The organism is Mesorhizobium sp. NZP2077 (assembly GCF_013170805.1).
Taxonomy (GTDB): domain Bacteria; phylum Pseudomonadota; class Alphaproteobacteria; order Rhizobiales; family Rhizobiaceae; genus Mesorhizobium.
Genome location: NZ_CP051293.1, coordinates 1,799,870 through 1,822,911 on the forward strand (window position 1 = coordinate 1,799,870; position 23,042 = coordinate 1,822,911).

21 protein-coding genes are annotated in these 23,042 nt (G+C 64.0%); 11 read left to right on the forward strand and 10 right to left on the reverse strand.

Translation table 11 applies throughout. The features are described from left to right. The first annotated feature begins 61 nt into the window (after positions 1-61). Positions 62-814 carry an SDR family oxidoreductase gene (locus tag HGP13_RS08885; RefSeq protein WP_172224073.1) on the forward strand — a complete coding sequence of 251 codons (753 nt, stop codon included), beginning with the start codon at positions 62-64 and terminating at the stop codon, positions 812-814. A 106-nt stretch (positions 815-920) separates the two neighbouring features. Here the strand turns inward: HGP13_RS08885 and HGP13_RS08890 are convergent, their stop codons facing one another. Continuing rightward, a complete protein-coding gene (locus HGP13_RS08890; RefSeq protein WP_172224077.1) occupies positions 921-2,105 on the reverse strand; it encodes an MFS transporter in 1,185 nt (394 codons plus the stop codon). 117 nt (positions 2,106-2,222) lie between these two features. Then, the gene (locus tag HGP13_RS08895) at positions 2,223-3,143 is read right to left on the reverse strand and encodes a zinc-binding dehydrogenase (RefSeq protein ID WP_172224080.1); all 921 of its coding nucleotides are present in this window, start codon (positions 3,141-3,143) and stop codon (positions 2,223-2,225) included. A gap of 103 nt (positions 3,144-3,246) precedes the next feature. Between HGP13_RS08895 and HGP13_RS08900 the strand changes: the two genes are divergently transcribed. Further along, positions 3,247-4,059 (forward strand): helix-turn-helix transcriptional regulator, encoded by an 813-nt coding sequence (locus tag HGP13_RS08900; RefSeq protein ID WP_172224083.1) that lies wholly within the window; start codon positions 3,247-3,249, stop codon positions 4,057-4,059. Here the strand turns inward: HGP13_RS08900 and HGP13_RS08905 are convergent. Next, positions 4,056-5,840, reverse strand: a complete 1,785-nt coding sequence (locus HGP13_RS08905) for a cation:proton antiporter (RefSeq protein ID WP_172224086.1) — start codon at positions 5,838-5,840, stop codon at positions 4,056-4,058. The genes HGP13_RS08900 and HGP13_RS08905 overlap by 4 nt on opposite strands. Positions 5,841-6,388: 548 nt before the next feature. On the opposite strand from HGP13_RS08905, the gene cysG reads away from it, so the two are divergent. The 7 genes from cysG (at position 6,389) to HGP13_RS08940 (ending at position 13,807) form a co-directional block, all read left to right on the forward strand. After that, positions 6,389-7,840, forward strand: coding sequence for a siroheme synthase CysG (gene cysG / locus HGP13_RS08910; RefSeq protein WP_172224089.1), 1,452 nt, complete (start codon positions 6,389-6,391; stop codon positions 7,838-7,840). Beyond that, a complete protein-coding gene (locus HGP13_RS08915; RefSeq protein WP_172224092.1) occupies positions 7,837-8,130 on the forward strand; it encodes a DUF2849 domain-containing protein in 294 nt (97 codons plus the stop codon). The genes cysG and HGP13_RS08915 overlap by 4 nt, the downstream gene beginning before the upstream one ends. A gap of 45 nt (positions 8,131-8,175) precedes the next feature. After that, positions 8,176-9,846: a nitrite/sulfite reductase gene (locus tag HGP13_RS08920; protein ID WP_172224095.1), complete on the forward strand. Its 1,671-nt coding sequence runs from the start codon at positions 8,176-8,178 to the stop codon at positions 9,844-9,846. Next, on the forward strand, positions 9,821-10,585 hold the full coding sequence (locus tag HGP13_RS08925) for a phosphoadenylyl-sulfate reductase (RefSeq protein WP_172224098.1): 765 nt from the start codon (positions 9,821-9,823) through the stop codon (positions 10,583-10,585). Before HGP13_RS08920 ends, HGP13_RS08925 begins: the two co-directional genes overlap by 26 nt. Positions 10,586-10,757: 172 nt before the next feature. Continuing rightward, a complete protein-coding gene (locus HGP13_RS08930; RefSeq protein WP_172224101.1) occupies positions 10,758-11,291 on the forward strand; it encodes a DUF934 domain-containing protein in 534 nt (177 codons plus the stop codon). Between the two features lie 96 nt (positions 11,292-11,387). Then, the gene (locus tag HGP13_RS08935) at positions 11,388-12,995 is read left to right on the forward strand and encodes a GMC family oxidoreductase N-terminal domain-containing protein (RefSeq protein ID WP_172224104.1); all 1,608 of its coding nucleotides are present in this window, start codon (positions 11,388-11,390) and stop codon (positions 12,993-12,995) included. 191 nt (positions 12,996-13,186) lie between these two features. Then, complete coding sequence (locus tag HGP13_RS08940; protein ID WP_172224107.1) at positions 13,187-13,807, forward strand: DJ-1/PfpI family protein; 621 nt, start codon at positions 13,187-13,189, stop codon at positions 13,805-13,807. Between the two features lie 156 nt (positions 13,808-13,963). Here HGP13_RS08940 and HGP13_RS08945 read toward each other — a convergent pair whose 3' ends face one another. Next, on the reverse strand, positions 13,964-14,986 hold the full coding sequence (locus HGP13_RS08945; protein ID WP_172224110.1) for a fatty acid desaturase: 1,023 nt from the start codon (positions 14,984-14,986) through the stop codon (positions 13,964-13,966). 139 nt (positions 14,987-15,125) lie between these two features. Further along, entirely contained in the window at positions 15,126-15,326 is a 201-nt protein-coding gene (locus HGP13_RS08950) for a hypothetical protein (RefSeq protein ID WP_172224113.1), read from the reverse strand. Positions 15,327-15,564: 238 nt separating this feature from the next. Here HGP13_RS08950 and grpE point away from each other — a divergent pair, with 238 nt between their 5' ends. Then, entirely contained in the window at positions 15,565-16,197 is a 633-nt protein-coding gene (gene grpE / locus HGP13_RS08955) for a nucleotide exchange factor GrpE (RefSeq protein WP_172224116.1), read from the forward strand. A 125-nt stretch (positions 16,198-16,322) separates the two neighbouring features. Beyond that, positions 16,323-16,955, forward strand: coding sequence for a trimeric intracellular cation channel family protein (locus HGP13_RS08960; RefSeq protein ID WP_172224120.1), 633 nt, complete (start codon positions 16,323-16,325; stop codon positions 16,953-16,955). Positions 16,956-17,044: 89 nt separating this feature from the next. On the opposite strand, the gene HGP13_RS08965 is transcribed toward HGP13_RS08960, so the two are convergent. From HGP13_RS08965 to HGP13_RS08985, 5 genes are all read right to left on the reverse strand, one after another. After that, on the reverse strand, positions 17,045-17,920 hold the full coding sequence (locus HGP13_RS08965; RefSeq protein ID WP_246707434.1) for a GNAT family N-acetyltransferase: 876 nt from the start codon (positions 17,918-17,920) through the stop codon (positions 17,045-17,047). Positions 17,921-18,206: 286 nt separating this feature from the next. Then, positions 18,207-20,489, reverse strand: coding sequence for a PAS domain-containing hybrid sensor histidine kinase/response regulator (locus HGP13_RS08970; protein WP_172224126.1), 2,283 nt, complete (start codon positions 20,487-20,489; stop codon positions 18,207-18,209). Between the two features lie 136 nt (positions 20,490-20,625). Then, positions 20,626-21,615, reverse strand: coding sequence for an MDR family oxidoreductase (locus tag HGP13_RS08975; protein WP_172224129.1), 990 nt, complete (start codon positions 21,613-21,615; stop codon positions 20,626-20,628). A 54-nt stretch (positions 21,616-21,669) separates the two neighbouring features. After that, a complete protein-coding gene (gene lspA / locus HGP13_RS08980; protein ID WP_172224132.1) occupies positions 21,670-22,170 on the reverse strand; it encodes a signal peptidase II in 501 nt (166 codons plus the stop codon). A gap of 13 nt (positions 22,171-22,183) precedes the next feature. Then, complete coding sequence (locus HGP13_RS08985; protein ID WP_172224135.1) at positions 22,184-23,041, reverse strand: RNA methyltransferase; 858 nt, start codon at positions 23,039-23,041, stop codon at positions 22,184-22,186. Position 23,042: the final 1 nt, after the last annotated feature.

Below are 23,042 nucleotides of genomic sequence, written 5' to 3' on the forward strand. Positions count from 1 at the left end.
CGTCAATCCGCCTCTCGCCACCGTCGCGGCGTTCCGCTACATCTCCCCGCGGAGATCTGACATGGCTGAACCTGACACCAGAAAAACCATTGTGCTGACCGGCGCCAGCCGCGGCATTGGTCACGCCACGGTCAAGCGCTTTTCGCGCGAGGGCTGGCGCGTCATCACCTGTTCACGCCAGGCCTTTGCCGAGGATTGCCCGTGGCCGGCAGGCCCGGAGGACCATATCAAGGTCGATCTCGCCGACCAGGAAGATGTCGGCGTCGCCGTCTCGGAGATACGCCATCGGCTGGAAGCGCATGGCGGCCAGTTGCACGCGCTGGTCAACAATGCCGGCATTTCACCGAAGCTCAAGGACGGCAACAGCCGCATGGACTCGATCGACACGCCGATGCATGTCTGGCGTGACGTGTTCCAGGTCAATTTCTTCGCGCCGATCATGCTCGCGCGGGGGTTGTTCAAAGAGTTAGCCGCGGCCAAGGGCTCGATCGTCAACGTCACCTCGATCGCCGGTACCCGCGTGCATCCTTTCGCCGGCACTGCCTATGCGACATCGAAGGCCGCACTCGGCTCGCTGACGCGCGAAATGGCGCATGATTTCGGCCCGCACGGCATCCGCGTCAACGCCATCGCGCCGGGCGAGATCGACACCGCGATCCTGTCGCCAGGCACGGACAAGATCGTCGAGACAATCCCAATGCGGCGGCTCGGCAAAACGGCCGAGGTCGCCGACATTATCTTTTTCCTGTGCTCGCAGCAGGCGTCCTATGTGACGGGCTCGGAAATCCACATCAATGGCGGCCAGCACGTCTAATGCATGTCGCCCAAAAGTGGCCCCGGTTTTGGGAGAACGACATGCATAAAAATAAAGACCTAAAGCGCGTCGCATAAATCCGTTCAGACGCGACGCGCTTTAGACGTCAGATCGTCCTCGCCCGCCCCGCAAGGCTTCCCAGGACCGCCATCAGCAAGGTGATGATGGCGCAGGCGCCCAGGGCCAGGCTCCAGTTCCCGGTCGCGTCATGGGCAAGACCGGCCAGCGGCGGGCCTGCGGCGGCCAGCGAGTAGCCCAGGCATTGCGCCATTCCCGACAGCGCTGCCGCCTCCTGGCTGTGCGAGGCCCTCAGGCTGACGAAGGAGAGACCCAGCATGAAGGCGGCACCGGCGCCGAAACCGAACAGCGCGATCCAAAGGGCTGCGAGCGCCGGAAGCTGCCAGAGGCCGAGCAGCGAGAGGCATGTGGTCAGTGCCATGCCGATGGCCATGGCGCGCTGGTCCCTCATGCGCTTGACGGCGGTGCCGAGCAGCAGGCCGGGGATCGCGATTGCCAGCTGACAGAGCCCATGCAGCGAGCCCGCCGTCGCTGCCGAATATCCTGCCTCCGCCAGGATCGCGGGCAACCATCCGACGATCACGTAGAAGACCAGCGAGGTAAGGCCAAGAAAGCCCGTTACCTGCCAGGCAAGGGCCGAGCGCCAGAGGTGTCCGCGGTCATGTGAGGACGATGCCGCGCGCTCCGGGGCGGCGGGCATTTGAAGCTGGGGCACCCAGGCAATCAGGGCGGCGACTGGAAAGATCAGCGTGCAGGCAAGCGACAGACGCCAGTTCGACCCCGGCAATTGAGCGAGCGGGATCGCTGCCGTCGATGCCAATGCCTGCGAAAGCCCGGACACGATGGCATAGAAGCCGGTCAGGCTGGCGACCCGGTTGGGAAAATCGCGTTTCAGCAAGCCTGGCAGCAGGACGTTGGCGACAGCAATCCCCGCCCCAATCGTACCGGTGCCGACGAACAGCGCCCAGAGGGGGCTGGTCGCGCGCAGGACAATGCCGGTCGCGACAACAAGCAGCGCTGCGAATAACGACCTTTCGATGCCGTATCGGCGCGCCAGGCCGGCCGCGAAAGGCGAGATCGCCGCGAACGCCAGCAAGGGAAGGGTGGTCAGCAGTCCTGCCTCAGTGGCGCTGATGCCGCTGGTTTGCCGGATCATGCCGAGCATCGGCGCCACGCCTGTGATGGGCGCGCGAAGCGTCGAGGCGATCAGCATGACGCCGATCAGGAGAAGCCCCTGGCCGCTGGATGTTCTGACAATTTCTCTAACCGTCATTGGAGACCCCTGACCTGGTGTTGGCGCCTGGGCGCTTTGATTTACGTGTTGCGGATGAATATCGTCAGCCGTCTCCAGCCCATGCCGGGGCACGGGCCGCCGACCAGAACGGCCGGCTTATCCGGCTATGGTGAGAACAGCCTTGCCGCTGAAGCTGCGCTGTCGCAGGGCGTCGAGGGCCTGGGCGATATCCGTCCACGGCACGGTCAAAGCCACGCGGGTCTCCAGCGGGCCGGCTGCGACCAGGGCGAGCAGCGAGGCGATATCAGCGCCAATGCCCGAGCCGGACGTGTAGTAGGCAAACGTCTGCAGCCTCGCGCCCTCATGGCCCGGAACGAACTGGCGGAAGCCAACCGGCGTCAGTTCGCCGCTGCTCGAACCGAACATGACGATGGTCCCGCCAGGGGCGATTCGTTCGATCGCGTGGGCGAGGCTTTGGCCGCCGACCGACTCGGTGATCAGCGAAAACGGCCCCTCGGCCCGCTCGATCAACTCGACGACCTGCCCGGCTCCGAGGCCAAGGAGATCGTCGGCATGCCGGGCGTCGGCGATCGCGGTCACCGACGCGCCTTGCTCCCGGGCGATCTGGATCTGGAAACGGCCGACCGCACCGCTCGCACCGGTGATCAGCACCTGCTGGCCGGCGAGGTCACCGCCATGGCGCAACGTCCTTAGTGCCGTCGTGCCGGCGACCGGAAGCGTGGCCGCCGAAACGAAGCCGACCTCCTCGGGCAGGACGGCGAGACGCTCGGTCGGAACGGCGACACGCTCGGCCCAGCCGGTTTCGTCGACCAAGGCCACAACCCTTGTGCCCACGGCCGGCCCGGAGCCATCAGCTGCCGCCCGTTCGACGACCCCGACGACGTCCTGGCCAGGTATCCAGCCGTCCGGGCGTATGGTGAGCAGGCGCAGTTCGCCACGGTTCAACGAGGTTGCGTGGACCGAGACCAGCGCTTCGTTCGCGCAAGGTTGTGGCTCGTCCACCTCGGCGAGTTTCAATCTGGCTGCGTTAACGGAAGAGACGGTAAGCGCGAGCATGGGTACACCTTTGCCAATTGTGGCGACAACGACCCAAGCCTATCGATTTGTGTTGGCGAATAATCTAGATATAAAGGCAATCAATCGCTAGAAGTCGTCAATCATGAAACAACCCCTTCGCTATCCTTGGCTCGATTTCGATGTGGATGAGCTTTCAGCGCCGGCGATTGCCGTGCGCGTCGACATCCCCGAAACCAGAGCGGAGGTATCGGCCCATTGGCATCGCAAGGGGCAACTCGTCTTCGCGCTCGGCGGCGGTGTCACCTGCCGCGTCCCCAGCGGCCTGTGGATGGTGCCGCCGCATTGCGGCGTGTGGGTGCCGAGCCGCATGGAACACAGCAACATAGCGACGGCCAATGCCCGGATTTTCTTCGTTTACATCGAGCCCGGTGCTGCCGAACTGCCGGATCGATGCTGCACGCTTTCGATCTCGCCGCTGCTGCGCGAACTCATCATCGAGCTGTCGGACTGCGCGCCGGACGATGCGAGGTGCGCTTTCCTGGGAAGGGTCCTGCTTGCCGAACTGCCTGATATGCCTGTCCAGCAATTGCATCTGCCGATCTCCTCCGAGCCGCGCTTGCGGCGGATCGCCGAAGCGCTGGCGGACGATCCCGCTGACCGCAGCACGCTGGCGGAGTGGGCCAATCGCGTCGCGCTCAGCGAGAGCAGTCTCGCGCGTCTCGTCGTCAAGGAGACTGGCTTGAGCTTCGGCCGCTGGCGCCAGCAATTGCACTTGGTCGTTGCGATCAGGGAGCTGGCTTCGGGCGCAAGTGTCCAGCGGGTTTCGGGTGATCTCGGCTATGAATCCGTCACAGCCTTCATCACAATGTTCAAAAAGGCGCTCGGCAAGCCTCCCGCACAATATCTCAGCAGCATCGCTGAGAACGGCGGTTCTGCGTTCGTGCGATCAGTTTAGGCCGCGGTGGGTTCGGTGGCCGGCGACTTGTGCCCCAGCACCTCTTCGACAATGCCGCGCGCGATCTCGCGCTCGCCCATGATCACCGTGTCGGCGCCGAGCCCCTTGAGATGCTCGACCTCGGCATCGGAATGGGCGCGGGCGACGACGTTGATGTTGGGATTGGCGGCGCGCGCCCTGAGCACGATCTGGCCGGCCTCGAAGGCGTTGGGGATGGCGAGGATCAGCCGCCTGGCGCCTTCGGGATTGGCGGCGGCGAACACTTCGGCGTTGGCCGCATTGCCGGCGACGGTCTCGACGCCGTCGGCTTTCAGCTTGACCAGTGTCTTGTCGGCGTCCTCAATGACGAGGAAGGGCATTGCGGCGTCTTTCAGCGCGACGCCGACCAGACCGCCGACACGGCCGTAGCCGATCAGGATGGCATGACCGGTGAGTGCCGTCTTTGGCGGCGGGCCGTCTTCCGCCTTGGCTGTTGCCACGACCGAGGCGACTTGGCCCGGTTCCGTCGCCGGGCCGACCGGCTTGGCGTCCGCCGGCGGGGCCGTCCTGGCGGCGCGCGCTTCAAGCCATGGTTTCATCCAGTCGAGGGCCAGGAACATCAGCGGGTTGAGCACGATCGACAGGATGGCGCCGGCAAGGATCAGGTCGCGGCCCTGTTCGGGCAGAAGTTTCAACCCGACGCCGAGTTCGGCCAGGATGAAGGAGAATTCGCCGATCTGGGCAAGGCTGGCTGAAATCATCAAGGCCGTTGCCAGGGGATAGCCGAAGGCGACGACGATGACGAAGGCGGCCAACGACTTGCCGATGACGATAATGGCTAGCGTCGCCAGGATCGGCAGGCCGTTGCTGAACAGGCTGAACGGGTCGAACAGCATGCCGACGGAGACGAAGAACAGCACCGAAAAGGCATCGCGCAAAGGCAGCGACTCTTCCGCCGCGCGGTGGCTGAGCTCGGATTCGCTCATGATCATGCCGGCGAAGAAGGCGCCGAGCGCCAGCGAGACGCCAAACAGTTTTGCCGCGCCGAAGGCGACGCCGAGCGCGATCGCCAGCACCGCCAGCCGGAACAGTTCGCGCGACCCGGTATGGGCGACGTAATGCAGGATCCAGGGGATGACCCGGCGGCCGACCACCAGCATGACGACGACGAAGGCGGCGACCTTGGCCAGCGTAATGCCAACGACGCCCCAGATGCCGTAGCTGGCCGGCAGCGACAGCAGGCCGCTCGAGTGCACATCCGCCTGCTCTTGGCCGCCGAGCACGCCGGCAAGGGCCGGCAAAAGCACCAGCGCCAGCACCATGGCGAGGTCCTCGACGATCAGCCAGCCGACGGCGATACGGCCGCGTTCGGTCTCGATCAGGCGGCGTTCCTGAAGCGCGCGAAGCAGCACCACGGTCGAGGCGACCGACAGCGCCAGGCCGAACACCAGACCGGCGCCCATCGACCAGCCGAGCATCCAGGCAAGCCCGGCGCCGAGCGCCGTGGCAAAACCGATCTGGACGATGGCGCCGGGCACGGCGATGGCCCGGACCGACAGCAGGTCCTTCAACGAGAAGTGGAGGCCGACGCCGAACATCAGCAGGATGACGCCGATTTCGGCCAGCTCGTTGGCAAGGCCGGCATCGGCGACGAAGCCGGGTGTGTTCGGCCCGACCAGCACGCCGGCTACGAGGTAACCGACCAGCGGTGGGATGCGGAAGCGATTGGCGAGAGCGCCGAAGACGAAAGCCAGCCCCAGACCGGCGACGATGGTGGCGATAAGGGGCGTGTCATGCGGCATTGTCTATGGAGCGCCTTTCAAGCTGGGGATGTCGGATGTGCGCCGCCCGAAGCCGCCGCCTGTTTTGCAATATGGTGGAAGGGGTGACGGTGATGCAACCGCAACGGTGCGAAAAGACGACGGTGCGGCGTCAAAATGCTTGACCGGCAGCCAAGATGCCGCTGATCCGCCGCGGTTTCGATTGGGGTAGTGGTGGTGTGGGAAGGTCTTGCGAAACCGAAATGTTCCAACCGCAAAGGCCGGTCGAACGCCCGTCGGCCGAGTCCCACGATTGAAAGTTGCCGGCTGGCGACTTTAATCTACTGGATTGGTAGAAATTAGAAAAAACTGTTTTGCGAAACAAAGGGCAGACGGCTAAAAAGACCTGAAATCAAGGCCCGTTTCAGCGGCTTGAATCCATCCGCGCCCTGGATGTGGAATATTTTTCTCCTGCCTTTCGCAGTTGCGAAAAAGCGATTGCCTGCCATCACAGGATGCGCGAGTGCTTTGCTTCTGGTTTTTCGCGCCCGGGCGTAAAACTGCGAACCTGTTCTCGGATTGCACCCGTCATGCCGCATATCGTGCCCAAGCTCAACGCCTTTCCCGTCTTCGTGCGGGTCGAGGGCGAAGCCGTGGCCATCGTCGGCGGCGGCGATGAGGCATTGGCCAAGGCGCGGCTGATCGGACAGTCGAGCGCGGTGCTGCGCATCATTGCCGAAGATGCCGAACCGGAGCTGCTTGCCTTCATCGCCCAGTGCGGCGCCAGCCATGTCGCGGCGACCTATGATGCCTCACAGCTCGAAGGCGCGGTCATGGTGTTTGCCGCCAGCGGCGACGAGACGCTCGACCGCCGCGTTGCCGCGGACGCGCGCAAACTGGGCATTCCGGTCAATGCCGTCGACCGGCCGGAGCTGTGCGATTTCTTCACCCCGGCGCTGGTCAACCGCGCGCCGGTCGCCATTGCCATCGGGACTGAAGGCGCTGGCCCGGTGCTTGCCCAGATGCTGCGCAGCCGCATCGATCAGATGCTGTCGCCGTCGCTTGGATCGCTGGCAACGCTTGCCGCCTCATTGCGAGGCGCGGCCGAAAAAGTGCTGCCGAAAGGCAATTCCCGCCGCCGCTTCTGGAGCAGTTTTTTCCAGGGTACGCCAGCGCACGCCGTGGAAGCCGGCCAGCTGTCTCAGGCGCGTGATGCCGCCGTGGATCTTCTGCTGTCGAACGCACCCGTTGCAGGCCACATCGCCCTGGTCGGCGCCGGTCCTGGCGCCGAGGATCTTCTGACCCTTCGTGCCCATCGCCTGCTGATGGAAGCCGATGTCATCGTCCATGACGCGCTGGTGCCGGAGGCGGTCGTCGCCATGGGTCGCCGCGATGCCGAGCGCCTTCCAGTCGGCAAACGCAAGGGCTGCCACACCAAGAGCCAGGCCGAGATCAATGCGCTGCTAGTCGAGCTTGGCCGACAGGGCAAGCGCGTGGTGCGGCTGAAGTCGGGCGATCCGCTGGTGTTCGGCCGCGCCGGCGAGGAAATGGCGGTACTGCGCGAAGCCGGCATCGCCTATGAGGTGGTTCCGGGCGTCACCGCGGCCTTTGCCGCCGCCGCCGATTTCGAGCTGCCGCTGACCTTGCGCGGCGTGTCGTCGTCTATGGTGTTCACCACCGGCCACGACCTCAAGGGCAATTCATTGCCCGACTGGGCGAAGCTCGCCATTTCCGGTGCCACCGTCGCCGTCTATATGGGCCGCTCGGTCGCCGCCGAAGTTGCCGGCCGGCTGATCGAAGCCGGCCTGTCGCCGGACACGGCGGTCGCCGTGGTCGAGAATGCCAGCCTGGCCAACCGGCGCCGTTTCCACGGCACGCTGGCCGACCTGCCGTCGCTGGAAGCGCGCGTTGATCTTTACGGGCCGGTCATGACCATCATCGGCGACGCGGTTGCCGGCGCCAATTTTGAACGGTCCGAGCCGCTCGCGGCATATAGGCATGAAAGCGCCGCCAACGCGGCAGCAGTAGAGGTCGAAGAATGAAGATATTGACCGCCAACCGCCTGACCGATGGCATAGCCGTCTGGTATGCCGACGGCGGCTGGGCCGAGACCGTCGACCACGCCGACCTTGCGCATGACAAGGCGGCCGAGGACCGCCTGGAAGCAATCGGCGCCAATGCCTATGCCGACAATGAGGTGGTCGACGTCAATCTGATCGACGCGGACGTCGTCGACGGCGTTGTCGAGCCGGTGCGGTTGCGCGAAAAGATCCGCGCCGCCGGCCCGACCATCCGCGGCGATCTCGGCAAGCAGGCCGAGCGGGCGGCGTAGCCAGGATTTGAGTGAAACGGGCGGACGCGCCCTGAAAGACGAAGCATGTACCGTTACGATGAGTTCGACCACGATTTTGTCCAGGCCCGCGTCGCCGAGTTCAGCGATCAGGTCGAGCGCCGGCTGTCCGGCGAGATCACCGAGGACCAGTTCCGGCCGCTCAGGCTGATGAACGGCGTCTACCTGCAACTGCACGCCTACATGCTGCGCATCGCGGTGCCCTATGGCACGTTGAGCGGCAAGCAGCTGCGCATGCTCGGCCACATCGCCCGCAAATACGACAAGGGCTACGGCCATTTCACCACGCGCCAGAACATCCAGTTCAACTGGCCGGCGCTGTCGGACATTCCGGCGATCCTCGCCGATCTGGCCAGCGTCGAGATGCACGCCATCCAGACCAGCGGCAATTGCATCCGCAACGTCACCGCTGACCACTTTGCCGGTGCTGCCGCCGATGAGGTCGCCGATCCGCGCCCCTATGCGGAAATCCTGCGGCAATGGTCTTCGGTGCATCCGGAATTCTCGTTCCTGCCCAGAAAATTCAAGATCGCGGTGACAGGGGCGGAGCGCGACCGCGCCGCCATCCAGACGCATGATATCGGCCTTCATGTGAAGAAGAACGCCGCCGGCGAACTTGGTTTCGTCGTCTATATCGGTGGCGGCCAGGGCCGCACGCCGATGGTAGCCAAGAAGATCCGCGATTTCCTGCCGGAAGCCGACCTTCTGTCCTACTGCACGGCGATCCTGCGCGTTTACAACCTCTATGGCCGCCGCGACAACAAGTACAAGGCGCGCATCAAGATCCTGGTGCATGAGACCGGGGTCGAGGAAATAATCCGCCAGGTCGAGGCCGAGTGGCAGGAGTTGAAGGACGCCGAACTGAAGCTGCCGGATGCCGACATCCGTGCCATCGAGGCCTATTTCGCGCCGCCGGCGCTCACTGAGCGACCGGAAGGCGATCAGGCGGTCAAGCTGGCGCGCCTCGATTCCAAGGGCTTCTCGGAGTGGCTCGACCAGAATGTGGTGACGCACCGCCATCCCGACTATGCGGCGGTGACGATCTCGCTCAAGGGCATCGGCGAGGTGCCGGGCGATGCTTCGGACAGCCAGATGGAAGCGGTGGCCGACATCGCCGAGAAATACGCCTTCGACGAGCTGCGCGTCAGCCATGAGCAGAACCTGATCCTGCCGCATGTGGCGCGCGCCGATCTCAAGGCGGTCTACGACGCGCTGGTCGACATCGGGCTGGCGACGGCCAACTCCAATTTGATATCGGACATCATCGCGTGCCCGGGCCTCGACTATTGCGCGCTGGCCACCGCACGCTCGATCCCGATCGCGCAGGAAATCTCGCAACGCTTCGCCTCGCTTGAGCGGCAACGCGAAATCGGCGAGTTGAAGCTGAAGATCTCCGGCTGCATCAATGCCTGCGGTCACCACCATGTCGGCCATATCGGCATACTCGGCGTCGAGAAGAAGGGCTCCGAGCTCTATCAGGTGACGCTGGGCGGCTCGGCCGACGAGAACACGTCGGTCGGCGAGATCATCGGCCGCGGCTTCTCGTCGGAGGAGATCACCGACGCCATCGAGCAGATCGTCGAGACCTATCTCGGCCTTCGGCTCAACCCCAGTGAAAGATTCATCGACGCCTACCGCCGTGTCGGTCCCGCGCCGTTCAAGGAGGCGCTCTATGCTGGCGAAACCAAGGCCGCTTGACCGTATCGTCGACGTCGATGATGGCGCCGCCGCCAAGGCAGCGGGGCTTGATGCGCTCTATGGCCATCTGAAGCCGCTCGAGATCATCGAACGCGCGGCGCGCGACCTGTTTCACGACGAGATCGCCGCCGTGTCTTCCTTCGGCGCGGATTCGGCGGTGCTGCTGCACATGATCGCCGAGATCGACCGCACCCTGCCGGTCATCTTCCTCGACACCGGCAAGCATTTCGAGGAGACGCTCGGCTATCGGGACGCGCTCGTCGCCGATTTCGGGCTGACCAACATCAGCGTGATCAAGCCTGAGGAGGCGGCGCTCGAGCGGATCGACCCGACGGGCAATCTGCACCAGAGCAACACCGATGCCTGCTGCGACGTGCGCAAGGTCGAGCCGCTGGCGCGTGGGGTTGCACCGTTCCGGGCCTGGTTGACCGGGCGCAAGCGCTTCCAGGCCTCGACGCGGGCAGCACTGCCGGTGTTCGAGGCGGTCGGCGCGCGCATCCGCATCAATCCGCTGGCGCATTGGACGACCTCGGACCAGGCCGACTACATGCGCGCCCATGCGCTGCGCGAAAATCCGCTCGTCGCCTATGGCTATCTGTCGATCGGCTGTTTCCCGTGCACGCAGCCGGTGCAGCCGGGCGAGGACGCACGCAGCGGCCGCTGGGCCGGTCATGCCAAGACCGAGTGCGGCATTCACCTGTCGGGGCTCGAAGTGTCGCTGACCGACGCATCCCTTTAGGATGTGCTGATATTCAGGTGAGGCCGGCCTGCAAACGGCAGCTTCCTGCGCTTCCGGTGCTCACGTACTTCAAGTACGCTCCGCTCCGGTTCTCGGAAGCCGCCATTTTCGGCGCAGCCTGACCTGAATCTCAACACATCCTTGGCTCGTTTGAATATTTAGGAACTTTTTGATGACCGAGACGACGACACCGGAGACCCGGCTCTGGACCCCCGAGGGGTTTCGCGACGATGAGTGGGCTCATGCCGAAAGTGCGGACGCGCTTTCCGGCAATGGCCGCTTCATCCTGCCGCTGCAGGCGTTCCTCGACCTCGACCCGGAGGTGCGCAGGTCCGCCAAAGAGCGGCTCGGCGTGGTGCTGCAGCCCGGCGACCAGCTCGAGAAGATAGCAGACCTGCTCGACCAGCTGTCGCTGGTGGCGCTGGTTTTCCCGGCCTTCAGCGACGGCCGCTCCTTCTCCAAGGCTGAACTGCTGCGCAGCCGCTATCATTTCGAAGGTGCCGTTCGCGCCACCGGCCAGGTGCTGGTCGACCCGTTGCCGCATATGCTGCGGCTGGGCTTCGATGAGTTCGAGATTTCCAACCCGGTGCTGTTGAAGCGCCTGGAGGAGGGCCACACCGGCGGGTTGGGGCTCTACTACCAGCCGACCGCCGTGCCGGAGCCAAACGGTCCCAAATATTCCTGGCGGCGCGTTCGCAACAGCTGACGTAGGGGTAATTTCACACATCTTTACATAGGCCGTAATCGAGCTTTCTCTTGGTCATCCGGACGGAAACATCCGCCGGGTGCGAGGGAGGAAGTCATGGATTTCGACTATGTTATCGCCGGTGGTGGGTCCGCCGGCTGCACGCTTGCCGCGCGGCTCTCCGAAGATACCTCGAAAACGGTCTGCCTGATCGAAGCCGGCGGCGAGGGCAGGAATCTGCTCATCCGCGCGCCGGCTGGCATAATCGCGCTGTTGCCGGGTCGGCCGAAAATCAACAACTGGGCCTTCGAGACGGTGCCGCAGCAAGGCCTTGGCGGCCGCAAGGGCTACCAGCCGCGCGGCAAGGCGCTGGGCGGTTCCAGCGCCATCAATGCCATGCTCTACACACGCGGCCACCGTGGCGACTATGACGAATGGGCCGAGCTTGGCTGCGACGGCTGGTCGTGGGACGAGGTGCTGCCTTATTTCCGGCGCGCGGAAGGCAACCAGCGCGGCAGCGACGCTCTGCACGGCGGCGATGGGCCGCTGCGGGTCGGCGAGCAGCAGGAGCCACGTGCGCTGTCCCAGGCCTTTGTCGAGGCCTGCGGTGAAAACCAGATCCGTCGCAACGATGACTTCAACGGGATCGAGCAGGAAGGCGCCGGACTTTATCAGGTCACGCAATTCTGGGGCGAACACCGCAATGGCGAGCGCTGTTCGGCGGCAGCCGCCTACCTTCATCCGGCGATGACCCGGCCGAACCTGACCGTCATCACCGGAGCGCATGCAACGGGCATCGTGCTGGACGGCAAGCGGGCCACCGGCGTTCGCTACCGCGTGGGCAAGGGCGAAGCCGTCGTGAAAGCCAGGCGCGAGGTCATCGTCTGCGGTGGCGCCTTCGGTTCGCCTCAGCTCCTGTTGCTGTCGGGCATTGGCCCAGCTGCCGAGCTTGCCATGCATGGTATTCCAGTCATTCATGAACTGCCCGGTGTTGGCAAGAACCTGCAAGACCACCTCGATTTCATCATGGGCTGGACGTCGAAGGATGCCGATATGATGGGCATCGGCCTGCGCGGCCTACCTGGCCTCCTGCGGCACATGCTGCGCTGGCGGAAAGATGGCGGCGGTATGATCGCCACGCCCTATGCCGAAGGCGGTGCCTTCCTCAAGTCCGATTCGGCGATTGAACGGCCCGACCTGCAACTGCATTTCTGCATCGCGATCGTGGATGATCATGGCCGCAAGCTGCATATGGGATATGGCTTTTCCTGCCACGTCTGCGTGCTGCGGCCGCATTCGCGCGGTGAGGTCGCGCTATCGACGCGTGATCCCTTGGCACCACCGCGCATCGATCCGCGCTTTCTTTCGGACGAACGCGACGCTGATCTATTGCTCAAAGGGGTCAGGATGATGCGCGGTATCCTGGAGGCGCCGGCGCTGGCCAGATACCGCCACAAGGAAATCTACACCGCCGGGGTTTCGAGCGACGCGGAGCTGATGTCCCACATCCGCGCCCGCGCCGACACGATCTATCACCCGGCCGGCACGTGCAAAATGGGCGTCGACGAGATGGCGGTGGTCGATCCGCAATTGCGGGTTCACGGGCTTGAAGCCTTGCGGGTCGTCGACGCCTCGGTGATGCCGACGCTGATCGGCGGCAACACCAATGCACCAACCATCATGATCGCCGAAAAGGCGGCGGACATGATCAAGGCAGTCGCCTGACTGCAAGCCTGGTAGAACCAGCGATGCTATTTTTGTTCGAGGCGAAGCGTCTTGTCACCTCCTTGGTCAGGAATGAAGAAAACTGGTCGTACCAATTGTGCGATTTAGACTTTCCCTTTCGCTGGCCTGCCCTTAGGATAGGTCGATTATTTCGCACTCCGAAATAAATGGCCACAAGGGAGGAACCGGAAATGGCTGGCAAGAAAATATTGATGCTCGTTGGCGAGTTCAGCGAGGAGTATGAGATTTTCGTCTTCGAACAGGCGATGCATGCCGTCGGCCACACGGTGCATGTCATCTGTCCGGACAAGAAGGCCGGCGATATCCTGAAGACCTCGCTGCACGACTTCGAAGGGCATCAGACCTACACGGAAAAGCTCGGCCACGACTACATCCTCAACAAGACGTTTTCCGAGGTGAATCCGGCCCAATACGACGCCGTCTACGCGGCGGGCGGGCGCGGTCCCGAATACATCCGCATCGACAAGCGCGTGCAGGCGCTGGTGCGGCATTTCCACGAGGCCGGCAAGCCGATCTTCACCATCTGCCACGGCGTGCAGATTCTGATCGCGGTCGATGGCGTGGTGCGGGGCAGGGAAGTGGCGGCTCTGCATTATTGCGAGCCGGAAGTGACGCTAGCCGGGGGCATCTACATCGATGTCGCGCCGACCGGCGCCCATGTCGACGGCAATCTGGTTTCAGCCAAGGGCTGGCCGGGCCTGTCCAACTTCATCCGCGAATGCCTGAAGGTGCTGGGCACCGAAATCCGCCATGGCGAGATCCTGATGCGCGACGAGCGCCAGGCAGCCTGATCCGGGATTTTTGACGGCCGCCGCGCCCATAAGCGCGGCGGTCTTTCCACAGCAATTCCGGACGGAAACCGTTCACACTTTTCCTGAAATTGCTCTAACTCTTTGTTTTGACGCAATTCCGGACGCAAAACCGCTCACACTTTTGCTGGAATTGCTCTAGATAGCCGCCCGTGCTTCGCGGAACGACACCAGCTTGCGGCGGTTCTCATCCCACAATGCCAGTTTGACGCAGCGCAGGCTGTCGAGCAGCGTGACGCGGCCGATGCCGCGCAGCTCCGGATAATCCCGCAGCACTTCCTGCAGCCGGTAGCCCGGCACCTTGGCGGAGAGGTGATGGACGTGATGGACGCCGATGTTGCCGGTAAACCAGTTCAGCACCGGCGGCAGGTCGTAATAGGACGAGCCATGCAGGGCGGCGTGCTGGAACTCCCAGTCGTCATCCTTTGCCCATTCCGTCTCCTCGAACTGGTGCTGCACGTAGAACAGCCAGATGCCGGCCGAACCGGCGAGAATGACGATCGGCAGATGGACGACCAGGAAGGCGCCGGGGCCGACGGCCCAGATGAGAATGGCTGCCGCAACCGCGATGGCGAGATTGGTGGTCATGGATGACACCCAGGGCGTCAGGCCGCCGCGCATCATGCCGATGGGCAGCCTTTGCTCGAAGATGAACAGCCAGATCGGGCCGAGCCCGAACATCACCAGCGGATGGCGGTAGAGCCGATAGGCAAGACGGCCTCGCCAGGACAATTGCCGGTATTCGGCAACGGTCAACGTCCGGATGTCGCCCATGCCGCGCTCGTCGAGATTGCCGGCGCTGGCATGATGCACAGCGTGGGCGCGCCGCCAGCAATCGTAAGGTGTCAGCGTGAGGACGCCGAGCGCACGGCCGATCCAGTCGTCGGCATAGCGGTTGGCGAAGAAGGAGCCATGTCCGCAATCGTGCTGGATCATGAAGATGCGCACCAGGAATCCGGCCGCAGGCAGGATCAGGATCAGCCCCCACCAATGGCCATAGGCATAGGCGGCCGAAGAGAGCGCCCAGAGCGTGGCGAACGGAATGAGGGTGATGGCGAGTTCGATGGCGCTGCGTCGCCGATCCGGCTTCTTGTAGCGCGCCAGAATCTTCAGCCAGGCACGCCTGCTGTTGGCGGCCGCTTCGGGGGAAATCATGTTCATCAGAAAGCATAGGCGGGGCTTGTGGCCACCGCAAGGCAACCATCACGCAAAATTACTGTGCGTAATTGTCGCGCGACAGGCGATCCCGGGCCGGTTCTCCACAGTTCTGAAAGGCCGGGATGGCCCGGCCTGGCGGCGCCTATTGGCGACCGCCGCCAAGGCTGTTGCTCTCCACCCGATCGAGATGGTCAAGCAACTCCCTGAAGCGATTGGGAATGTCGGCTTCGGCACGGAAAGCCGGCAAGGTGCGCAGAAAGCGCGTCATCGCCTCGGCGCCGAACTGGCGCCTGACCTCGGTGGCGAGCTTTTCTCCCTTTTCAGCCTTGTCGCGGGTCATCATTTCAAAATCCTTTGTCGGTTCCAAAACTCCTCCAGCAAGGGAATGGTTCCCGCATCACGCTTCCGTGGCAAGCCGAGCCGGCAAGTACGGTAAAATTTGAATTAAAATCGAGGGAGTGTCATTGGTCACCGTATCGGTCCTCCGAAGGTGCTCCCGGTGGCTTACCCCTTGATTTTTGCCTGCCAAACCTCGATATCGGGCACAAAATCCACACCATTCGAGATGACGGGAAACGGCGATGAGCGACCAGGCAAAAGACGAACGCGCGCCCAGTGAAGTCGAGGCGGCCGAGGCCAATGCCGAGCGCACGGAAGGCAGCATCGACGGCGACTATGAAGCGCTTGTGCGACTGCTGAAGGAAAATGAAGAACTGAAGGACCGCGCGCTGCGCGTCGCGGCCGAGATGGAGAACCTGCGCCGCCGCACCGCGCGCGACGTGCACGACGCCCGCACCTACGCGGTTGCGAATTTCGCTCGCGACATGCTGTCGGTGTCGGACAATTTGCGCCGCGCGCTGGACGCGATTCCCGCCGAGGCCAAGGCGTCGGGCGACGCCGGCTTCAAGGCGCTGATCGAAGGCGTCGACCTGACCGAGCGTGCCATGCTGTCGGCGCTGGAACGGCACGGGGTCAAGAAGCTTACTCCCGAAGGCGAGAAGTTCGATCCCAATTTCCACCAGGCGATGTTCGAAGTGCCCAATCCGGATGTCCCGGCCAACACGGTGGTTCAGGTCGTGCAGCCGGGCTATTCGATCGGCGAGCGGGTGCTGCGTCCGGCCATGGTCGGCGTTGCCAAGGGCGGTCCGAAGATTGCCGCCGAGGCGCCGGTCGAGCCGGGGCCGGTGAATGACGAGGCGGAGAAGGATGCGTAGTTAGGGATTAGGCAGTAGGGCAGTAGGGCAGTAGGGCAGTGGGAGGATAGGGGGCGTCCCAACTCTCCGGCTTCGTGTTAAACATACTGCCTTACTGCCCTATTCCCTTACTGCCCTGGCCTTCCATGCATCCCACCGCCCTTCTCGACTATGCCGGCGTCGCCGTTTTTGCGGCGACGGGGGCGTTGGCTGCTTCACGCAAACAGCTCGACATTATCGGCTTCCTGTTCCTGGCCAGCGTCACCGGCATTGGCGGCGGCACATTTCGCGACCTCATCCTCAATGTGCCGGTCTTCTGGGTGGGAAACCGCGACTATGTGCTGATCTGCGCTGTGGTGGCGGTTCTGGTCTTCTTCACCGCGCATCGCGTCGAATCCCGCTACAAGCTGCTGCTGTGGCTCGACGCTATCGGGCTGGCCGCCTTTTCGGTGATGGGCGCGGCAAAAGGCCTGGCAATCACCGGTTCGCCTGTGGTTTCGATCATCACCGGCATGCTGACCGCGACTTTCGGCGGCATATTGCGCGATCTTTTGGCCGGCGAGCCGTCGGTGCTGCTGAGGCCGGAGATCTATGTCACGGCCGCTCTGGCAGGCGCCGCCATCTTCACATTGGGTGACGTCGCCGGATTGCCGCAGATTGTCTCGGGATTGGCCGGCTTCGTCGTGGCGCTCGCCGTGCGCGGTGGCGCGCTGCGTTTCGGCTGGACGTTTGCGTCCTACAAGAGTCGGCCGGGAAGGCGGCCGGAAGATATTCCGTAAGAGAGGGAATGGGGAATAGTCAGTAGTGAGTGGTCAGAGCAGCGTGAACGTGACGTCTTCCCTACTGCCTACTGCCTACTGCCTACTGCCTACGCTGCGAAGCGCTGCGCTTCCCCGCCATAGTAGTTGACGTAGCGGGCGCCAATCTCCTTGACCGGCATCACCACGAAGACGTCGACGGTCGAGAATTCGCGGTCGATGACGCAGCCGTCGCCAATGCGGGCGCCGACTCTCAGATAGCCCTTGACCAGAGGCGGCATCGCCGCGATCGCCGCCTTGGCGTTGACCGCCTCGATCGGCATCAGATCCATGGAGCAGTACCGGTCGGAAACCGCGCGCACGTCCCAGGCGGAGTTGGTGCGGCAGTGATGGGCAAGATAGGTGAGCGCCTCCGCGTGAGCGGCCGGCACGGTGCCGTGGAAGGAGGCGCAGCCGGTCATCACGCCGATTTCGTAGTGGTTGATATAGGCCCAGATGCCTTGCCACAGCGCCTCGATGGTGCGCTTCGAGCGGTATTGCGGCAAAACGCAGGAGCGGCCGAGTTCGAGAAAGCGCTGGCCGGGGTGACGGGCAATCAGCTTGGTCAGCTCGAACTCGCCTTCGGAATAGAAGCCGCCGGCGGTGGCCGCGATTTCTTGCCGCAGCAGGCGATAGGTACCGACGATACGGCGATGTTCGGGGCCGGAAAGCGTCGTATCCAGCACCAGAAGATGGTCGCAGAGCGGATCGAACCGGTCGGCGTCGCGACGATCCTGTGCCTGGAACAGGTCCTTCCTGGCGCCAAGCTCGTCGTAAAATACGCGGTAGCGCACTTCTTGCGCGGCCGCGATCTCAGCCTCGTTGCGGGCGAGCCGCACTTCGAGATTGCCGATACGGCCGAGTGCTGCGCCTTTGACGACGGAATCGACATTACGTCCGGCAAGCAAGGCGCTGCTGGCGTTTGGCCGAGTGTCACATTCCGGCATAACTGTATGCACGAGTGATTCTCCTTCGAGCCATCCCTCTTGGCACGGGGATACGGTGTAGGTGCAACAGGATTGTGACAGTACCGTGATACGGCGTCGCGGGCAATACTTCGTCGGCTGGCGAAAACGCTCAACCGGCTACGTTAGGTGAGGAAATCTGAAGCGCGTCGCGTTTGCACGAACCCAGGCAACGCGCGCCAGGTCCTTGTTTTCATGCATGTCGTCGTGGCAAAAACGGAGTCACTTTCACGCGAAATGCACTAGCAGCGCGCCGGAAAAAAGCTGCTCAGGCCGCGACCTGGCCCTCGACGGCGCTGACAAGCGCATCGGGGTCGAGCGGCTTGGTGACGAAGCCGCTGGCGCCGTGGGCGAGCACCGTATGGCGGGTTTTTTCCTGGCTGTCGGCCGACAGCACCATGATCGGCACGGGCGCCGCCGATGTTTCCTCTTCATGGCGGCGGATCGCGGCAATGGCGTCCAACCCGTCCATGATCGGCATATGCAGGTCCATCAGCACCACGTCGAAGCGGTGCTTGTGCCCGGCGCTGGTGACGGCCTCGACGGCGGCCTTGCCATTGCCGACCACCTTGACGCGGTGCCCCGCCTTCAACAGCGTGGCGCGAGCCAGCATGGCATTGATGTCGTTGTCTTCGGCGATCAGCACGGACAGGCCCTGCTGGCGGTCGCTTGAGGCGCGAAGTGCAGGAGTGCGGCGCTTTTCCGGCTGCGGCTGGGCAAGGGCCGGCGCATGGCTGGTCAAAAGCACACGCAAAAGTGTTCCCCCGCGCACGGGCCGAGCCAGGAAGGTCGCGTAGCCGCTGGCACGGAACTCGCCGAGCATACCGCGGTCGGTCGGCGCGATCAGCGTGATGGCTTCGCAATCGGAAAAGCCGCCTTGGCGCAACCGCTTGAGCAGCCTGCCGTCACCCTCCTCCATGGCCGCGTCGACCAGAAGCGCGTCGCAGCCCTCGGCCAGTGGGGCGGCCTGCGCCACGGTGGTGGCGATACCGGCCGTGCCGCCATTGGCGCGGATGGTGCGGGCGATGGCGTCGGCCTCGATGGCGTTCCTGGACAGGATCACCGCGCGCCTGCCGGCAAGCACGTTCTGCCGGCTCTGCGGCGCTTCCGTGGCCTCCGTGGCTGGGATTTCGAAGACGAATTCCGACCCCTGGCCAAGCCGGCTGGAGACTGAAATCGTGCCTCCCATGGCAGCCACCAGGCGCCTGGAGATGGCAAGTCCCAGCCCCGCCCCGCCATGTGTGCGCGTCGAGGTGCCGTCGGCCTGCTCGAACTCTTCGAAAATCCGCTCCATGTCCTCGTCGCGCAGGCCGGGACCGGTGTCGGTGATGGTGAAGCAGATGCGGTCGCTGGTCTCGGTGCGGGCGCGCGCGATGCTGACCAGTACGCCGCCGCTGTCGGTGAACTTGATGGCGTTGCCGATGAGGTTGAGCAGCACCTGCCTTACCCGGCCCGGATCGGCGGTGATCAATTGCGGTACATCCGGTTCGACGTGGCAGCCGAGGCCAATATCCTTGGCGAAGGCGCGCGCGGCCAGCAATTCGATGATGTTGTCGGCGATCTCGCGCACCGACATCGGCTGCGGTTCCGGATCGAAGCGACCGGCCTCGATCTTGGAATAGTCGAGCAGATCCTCGATCAAGGCGAGCAAGGCGCTGGCCGAGGTCGAGACGGCGCCGACATAGGTCTGCTGTTCCGGCGACAGGCTGGTGTCGGCCAATAGCCTGGCCATGCCCATGATGCCGTTCATCGGCGTGCGGATTTCATGGCTGACGGTGGCGAGGAAGCGCGACTTGGCCTGGCTTGCGTATTCGGCCCGCTCGCGCGCGGTGATCAGCGAGGATTCAGCGCGCTTGCGGGCAGTGATATCGCGGGCGATGGCGCGATGCGAAACCGCGCCGCTATCCTTGTCGCGCACCGACAGCTCGATCCAGGAGAACCAGCGCGAGCCGCTCGGCGTGCGGATTGCGACGTCAGTGGAACTCAGGCACTCATGGTCGGAAAAGGCGGCATCGGGTACGATGCCGACCTCGATGCCGAGTTCGGCAAGGGTCTTGCCGGCAAGGTCGCGCTGATCGGTTTCGACCAGATCGGCGAACACCTTGTTGGCATAGACGATGTACCCGTCGCGGTCGCGATGGATGACGAGATCGCCAAGCGCGTCGATGAGACCGCGAAAGCGCTCCTCGCTTTCCTGCATTTCCCACATGCGGTCGGCGAGCGTCTCGATTTCGGCGCGGCTGCGGGCGGTGGTCTCGTCCAGCAGAACCACGGTGCGGTGGACGCTGCGTCTGGCGTTCAGATGCATTCCAAGGCCGGCGAGGCCGGTCGCCAGCAATGCGAGGCTGATGAAAATCGGCGCCCCGGTGAGATGCGCGAGGCCCGCCAGTATGATGATGGCACCGAAGGTCAGTAGCGGCAGGCTTTCCCGCCTGGCCAATTGCTGCTCGGGCACCAACGGCGGCGCAGCGATGAACCGCCGCTCCGGTGCGGCTAACGCATCGACGTCGTCGCCCTTGTCCACCTGCTGGCTGTCGGATTCCGCGATCATGCGAAATCCTTGCCAGACAGAGATTATGGAAAATTGCGGCGGATCGTTCGAATTTTAGCGGATGCGCCTCTTTTGCTCGATGAGCCGGATTTTTCGCCAGAGAGTGTCAATTCCGCCAGCCTTCCGGCCGGCGGACTCACATGTCGACGACGACACGACCGCGGATCTTGCCGTCGACGATATCGCGCGCGGCATCGATGATGCCGTCGAAGCCGATGGTCGTGGACAGGCTGGCGAGCTTCTGCAGGTCGAGATCGGAGCCAATGCGCCGCCAGGCCTCAAGGCGCACGGCCTTCGGCGCCATCACCGAATCGATGCCAAGCAGCGAGACGCCGCGCAGGATGAAGGGGGCCACGCTCGACGGCAGATCCATGCCGCCGGCGAGGCCGCAGGCCGCGACCGCGCCGCCATAGGAGGTCATCGACAGCACGTTGGCCAGCGTGTGGCTGCCGACCGAATCGATGCCGCCGGCCCAGCGTTCCTTGGCCAGCGGCTTGGCGGGCTGGTTGAGCTCGTCGCGCGAGATGACCTCGGCGGCGCCGAGGTTGATCAGATAGGGGCTTTCGGCATTGCGGCCGGTCGACGCTATGACGTGGTAACCGAGGCTGGACAGGATGGAGACCGCGACCGAACCGACGCCGCCGGCAGCACCCGTCACCACCACAGGACCGCGGTCGGGCAGGATGCCGTGCCGCTCCAGCGCCATGACGCAGAGCATGGCAGTGTAGCCCGCGGTGCCGACCGCCATCGCGTCATGTGCGCTGATGCCTTCCGGCAGCGGCACCAGCCAGTCGCCCTTGACGCGGGCGCGCCCGGCATAGGCGCCGAAATGCGTCTCGCCGACGCCCCAGCCGTTCAGGATGACCTTGTCTCCCTGGCGCCAATCGGGATTGGAGGACGAGATCACCGTGCCGGCGAAGTCGATGCCCGGCACCAGCGGCCAGCGGCGGACCACCGGCGCCTTGCCCGTAATGGCCAGCCCATCCTTGTAGTTCACCGTCGTCGCCTCTACCGCGACGGTGACGTCGCCTTCCATCAGGTCGGCGTCGGTCAGATCCGTCACGGCCACCGATTGCTTCTTGTCGGCATCGCGCGACACGAGGATGGCTTTGAAGGTTTCGGACATCTTTTTCTCCGCGAGCTTGCTCGGTGTGGACTGTGCGGCGATGGCCGCCTTCGGTCAATCTTTGGGAGGCTTGGCGTTCGAAGGCTTGGGTTCGCGTCGCCAGCCGATGAGTTCGTCGAAGACGACCAGTGCCGCGCCCACGGAAATGAAGGCGTCGGCGAGGTTGAAGACGTTGGCAAAGGACCAGACCGGCGTGTGGAACAGGATGTAGTCGATGACGTGGCCGTAGACGGCGCGGTCGATCAGATTGCCCAGCGCGCCGCCGATGATCAGGGCAAAGCCGGTGCGGGCGATGACATGGGCCGATGGCGTGCGGGTGGCGAGGTAGAGCACGAAAGCAACGACCAGCACGGCGATGACCACAAGGCCGGTGTCGCCGAAGGAGGAGAACATCGAGAAAGCAATGCCGGTGTTGTAGGTGCGAAACAGCGCCAGGAACGGCACCAGATCGAGCTTTTCCTGGAAGGGCAGGCCGGTCTCGACCAGGTGCTTTATCCACTGATCGAGCGCTATAGCCGCGACGACGAGCAGCGCGTAGGGGGACCATGATCTCAAGGGCGGACAACCTTCATTGCTGGTCGGCGATTGGTTCGAGCTTCAGCGCGCCGCGACGGATCTCGAACAGCATGATGCCGGTGGCGACGGCCAGATTGAGCGAATCGGCGCGGCCGGCTTGTGGGATCCGTAGCAGCCTGTCGCAACTCGCCGCCAGGCTTTCGGGCAGGCCCTGCTGCTCGTTGCCCATCATTAGCAGCACCGGCCCACGGGAAAAGTCGACCGAGCGGTAATCGACGGCGCCTTTCAGATGCGTGCCGGCGACGAGGCCTGAAAACCCGCCGCGCCAGGCAAGGAAAGCCTCGGTCGTCGCCTTGGCCACCGGCACGGCGAAAATGGAACCCATGGTGGCGCGCACTGTCTCCACCGAAAAAGGATCGGTGGTGTCGCCGACCAGGATGACGCCCTTGGCGCCGACGGCATCGACGGTGCGGATGACGGTGCCGAGATTGCCGGGATCGCGCACCCGGTCGAGCGCCACCCAGACATCGCCATTGTCGGCGCGGATATCCTTCAGGGCCAGGAATCTCTGCGAGAAGACGCCGACCACCATTTGCGGATTGTCGCGGCGGGTAATGGCGACAAGCACTTTTTCCGACACTTCGAGCACGGTGCCGCCAGCGGCAACCGTGCGCGCCGCGACCTTTTCCACCGCAGCATTGCCGCGCCCGGCCTTGGCGAACACCAGCGTCCTGATCTGCCAGCCGAGGTCGAGCGCATCGATGACCAGCTTCAGCCCCTCGGCCATGAAGGCGTTCTGCTGGTCGCGGAATTTTTTCAGCGCAAGCGCCTTGATGTCCTTGATCAGCGGATTGGCGAGGCTGGTGACTTCCTTCACCTGGCCGGGTGCGCCGACGTGCCGTTCGTTCATT

Coding starts and splice junctions, on each gene's coding strand:
- HGP13_RS08970 (WP_172224126.1), bottom strand. CDS start 20,489: ATGATCGCGGAATCCGACAGCCAGCAGGTGGACAAGGGCGACGACGTC.
- HGP13_RS08965 (WP_246707434.1), bottom strand. CDS start 17,920: ATGCCGGAATGTGACACTCGGCCAAACGCCAGCAGCGCCTTGCTTGCC.
- HGP13_RS08945 (WP_172224110.1), bottom strand. CDS start 14,986: ATGAACATGATTTCCCCCGAAGCGGCCGCCAACAGCAGGCGTGCCTGG.
- HGP13_RS08885 (WP_172224073.1), top strand. CDS start 62: ATGGCTGAACCTGACACCAGAAAAACCATTGTGCTGACCGGCGCCAGC.
- HGP13_RS08950 (WP_172224113.1), bottom strand. CDS start 15,326: ATGATGACCCGCGACAAGGCTGAAAAGGGAGAAAAGCTCGCCACCGAG.
- HGP13_RS08925 (WP_172224098.1), top strand. CDS start 9,821: ATGCTGGCGAAACCAAGGCCGCTTGACCGTATCGTCGACGTCGATGAT.
- HGP13_RS08975 (WP_172224129.1), bottom strand. CDS start 21,615: ATGTCCGAAACCTTCAAAGCCATCCTCGTGTCGCGCGATGCCGACAAG.
- HGP13_RS08930 (WP_172224101.1), top strand. CDS start 10,758: ATGACCGAGACGACGACACCGGAGACCCGGCTCTGGACCCCCGAGGGG.
- grpE (WP_172224116.1), top strand. CDS start 15,565: ATGAGCGACCAGGCAAAAGACGAACGCGCGCCCAGTGAAGTCGAGGCG.
- HGP13_RS08900 (WP_172224083.1), top strand. CDS start 3,247: ATGAAACAACCCCTTCGCTATCCTTGGCTCGATTTCGATGTGGATGAG.
- HGP13_RS08895 (WP_172224080.1), bottom strand. CDS start 3,143: ATGCTCGCGCTTACCGTCTCTTCCGTTAACGCAGCCAGATTGAAACTC.
- HGP13_RS08960 (WP_172224120.1), top strand. CDS start 16,323: ATGCATCCCACCGCCCTTCTCGACTATGCCGGCGTCGCCGTTTTTGCG.
- cysG (WP_172224089.1), top strand. CDS start 6,389: ATGCCGCATATCGTGCCCAAGCTCAACGCCTTTCCCGTCTTCGTGCGG.
- HGP13_RS08920 (WP_172224095.1), top strand. CDS start 8,176: ATGTACCGTTACGATGAGTTCGACCACGATTTTGTCCAGGCCCGCGTC.
- HGP13_RS08935 (WP_172224104.1), top strand. CDS start 11,388: ATGGATTTCGACTATGTTATCGCCGGTGGTGGGTCCGCCGGCTGCACG.
- HGP13_RS08890 (WP_172224077.1), bottom strand. CDS start 2,105: ATGACGGTTAGAGAAATTGTCAGAACATCCAGCGGCCAGGGGCTTCTC.
- HGP13_RS08985 (WP_172224135.1), bottom strand. CDS start 23,041: ATGAACGAACGGCACGTCGGCGCACCCGGCCAGGTGAAGGAAGTCACC.
- HGP13_RS08915 (WP_172224092.1), top strand. CDS start 7,837: ATGAAGATATTGACCGCCAACCGCCTGACCGATGGCATAGCCGTCTGG.
- HGP13_RS08940 (WP_172224107.1), top strand. CDS start 13,187: ATGGCTGGCAAGAAAATATTGATGCTCGTTGGCGAGTTCAGCGAGGAG.
- HGP13_RS08905 (WP_172224086.1), bottom strand. CDS start 5,840: ATGCCGCATGACACGCCCCTTATCGCCACCATCGTCGCCGGTCTGGGG.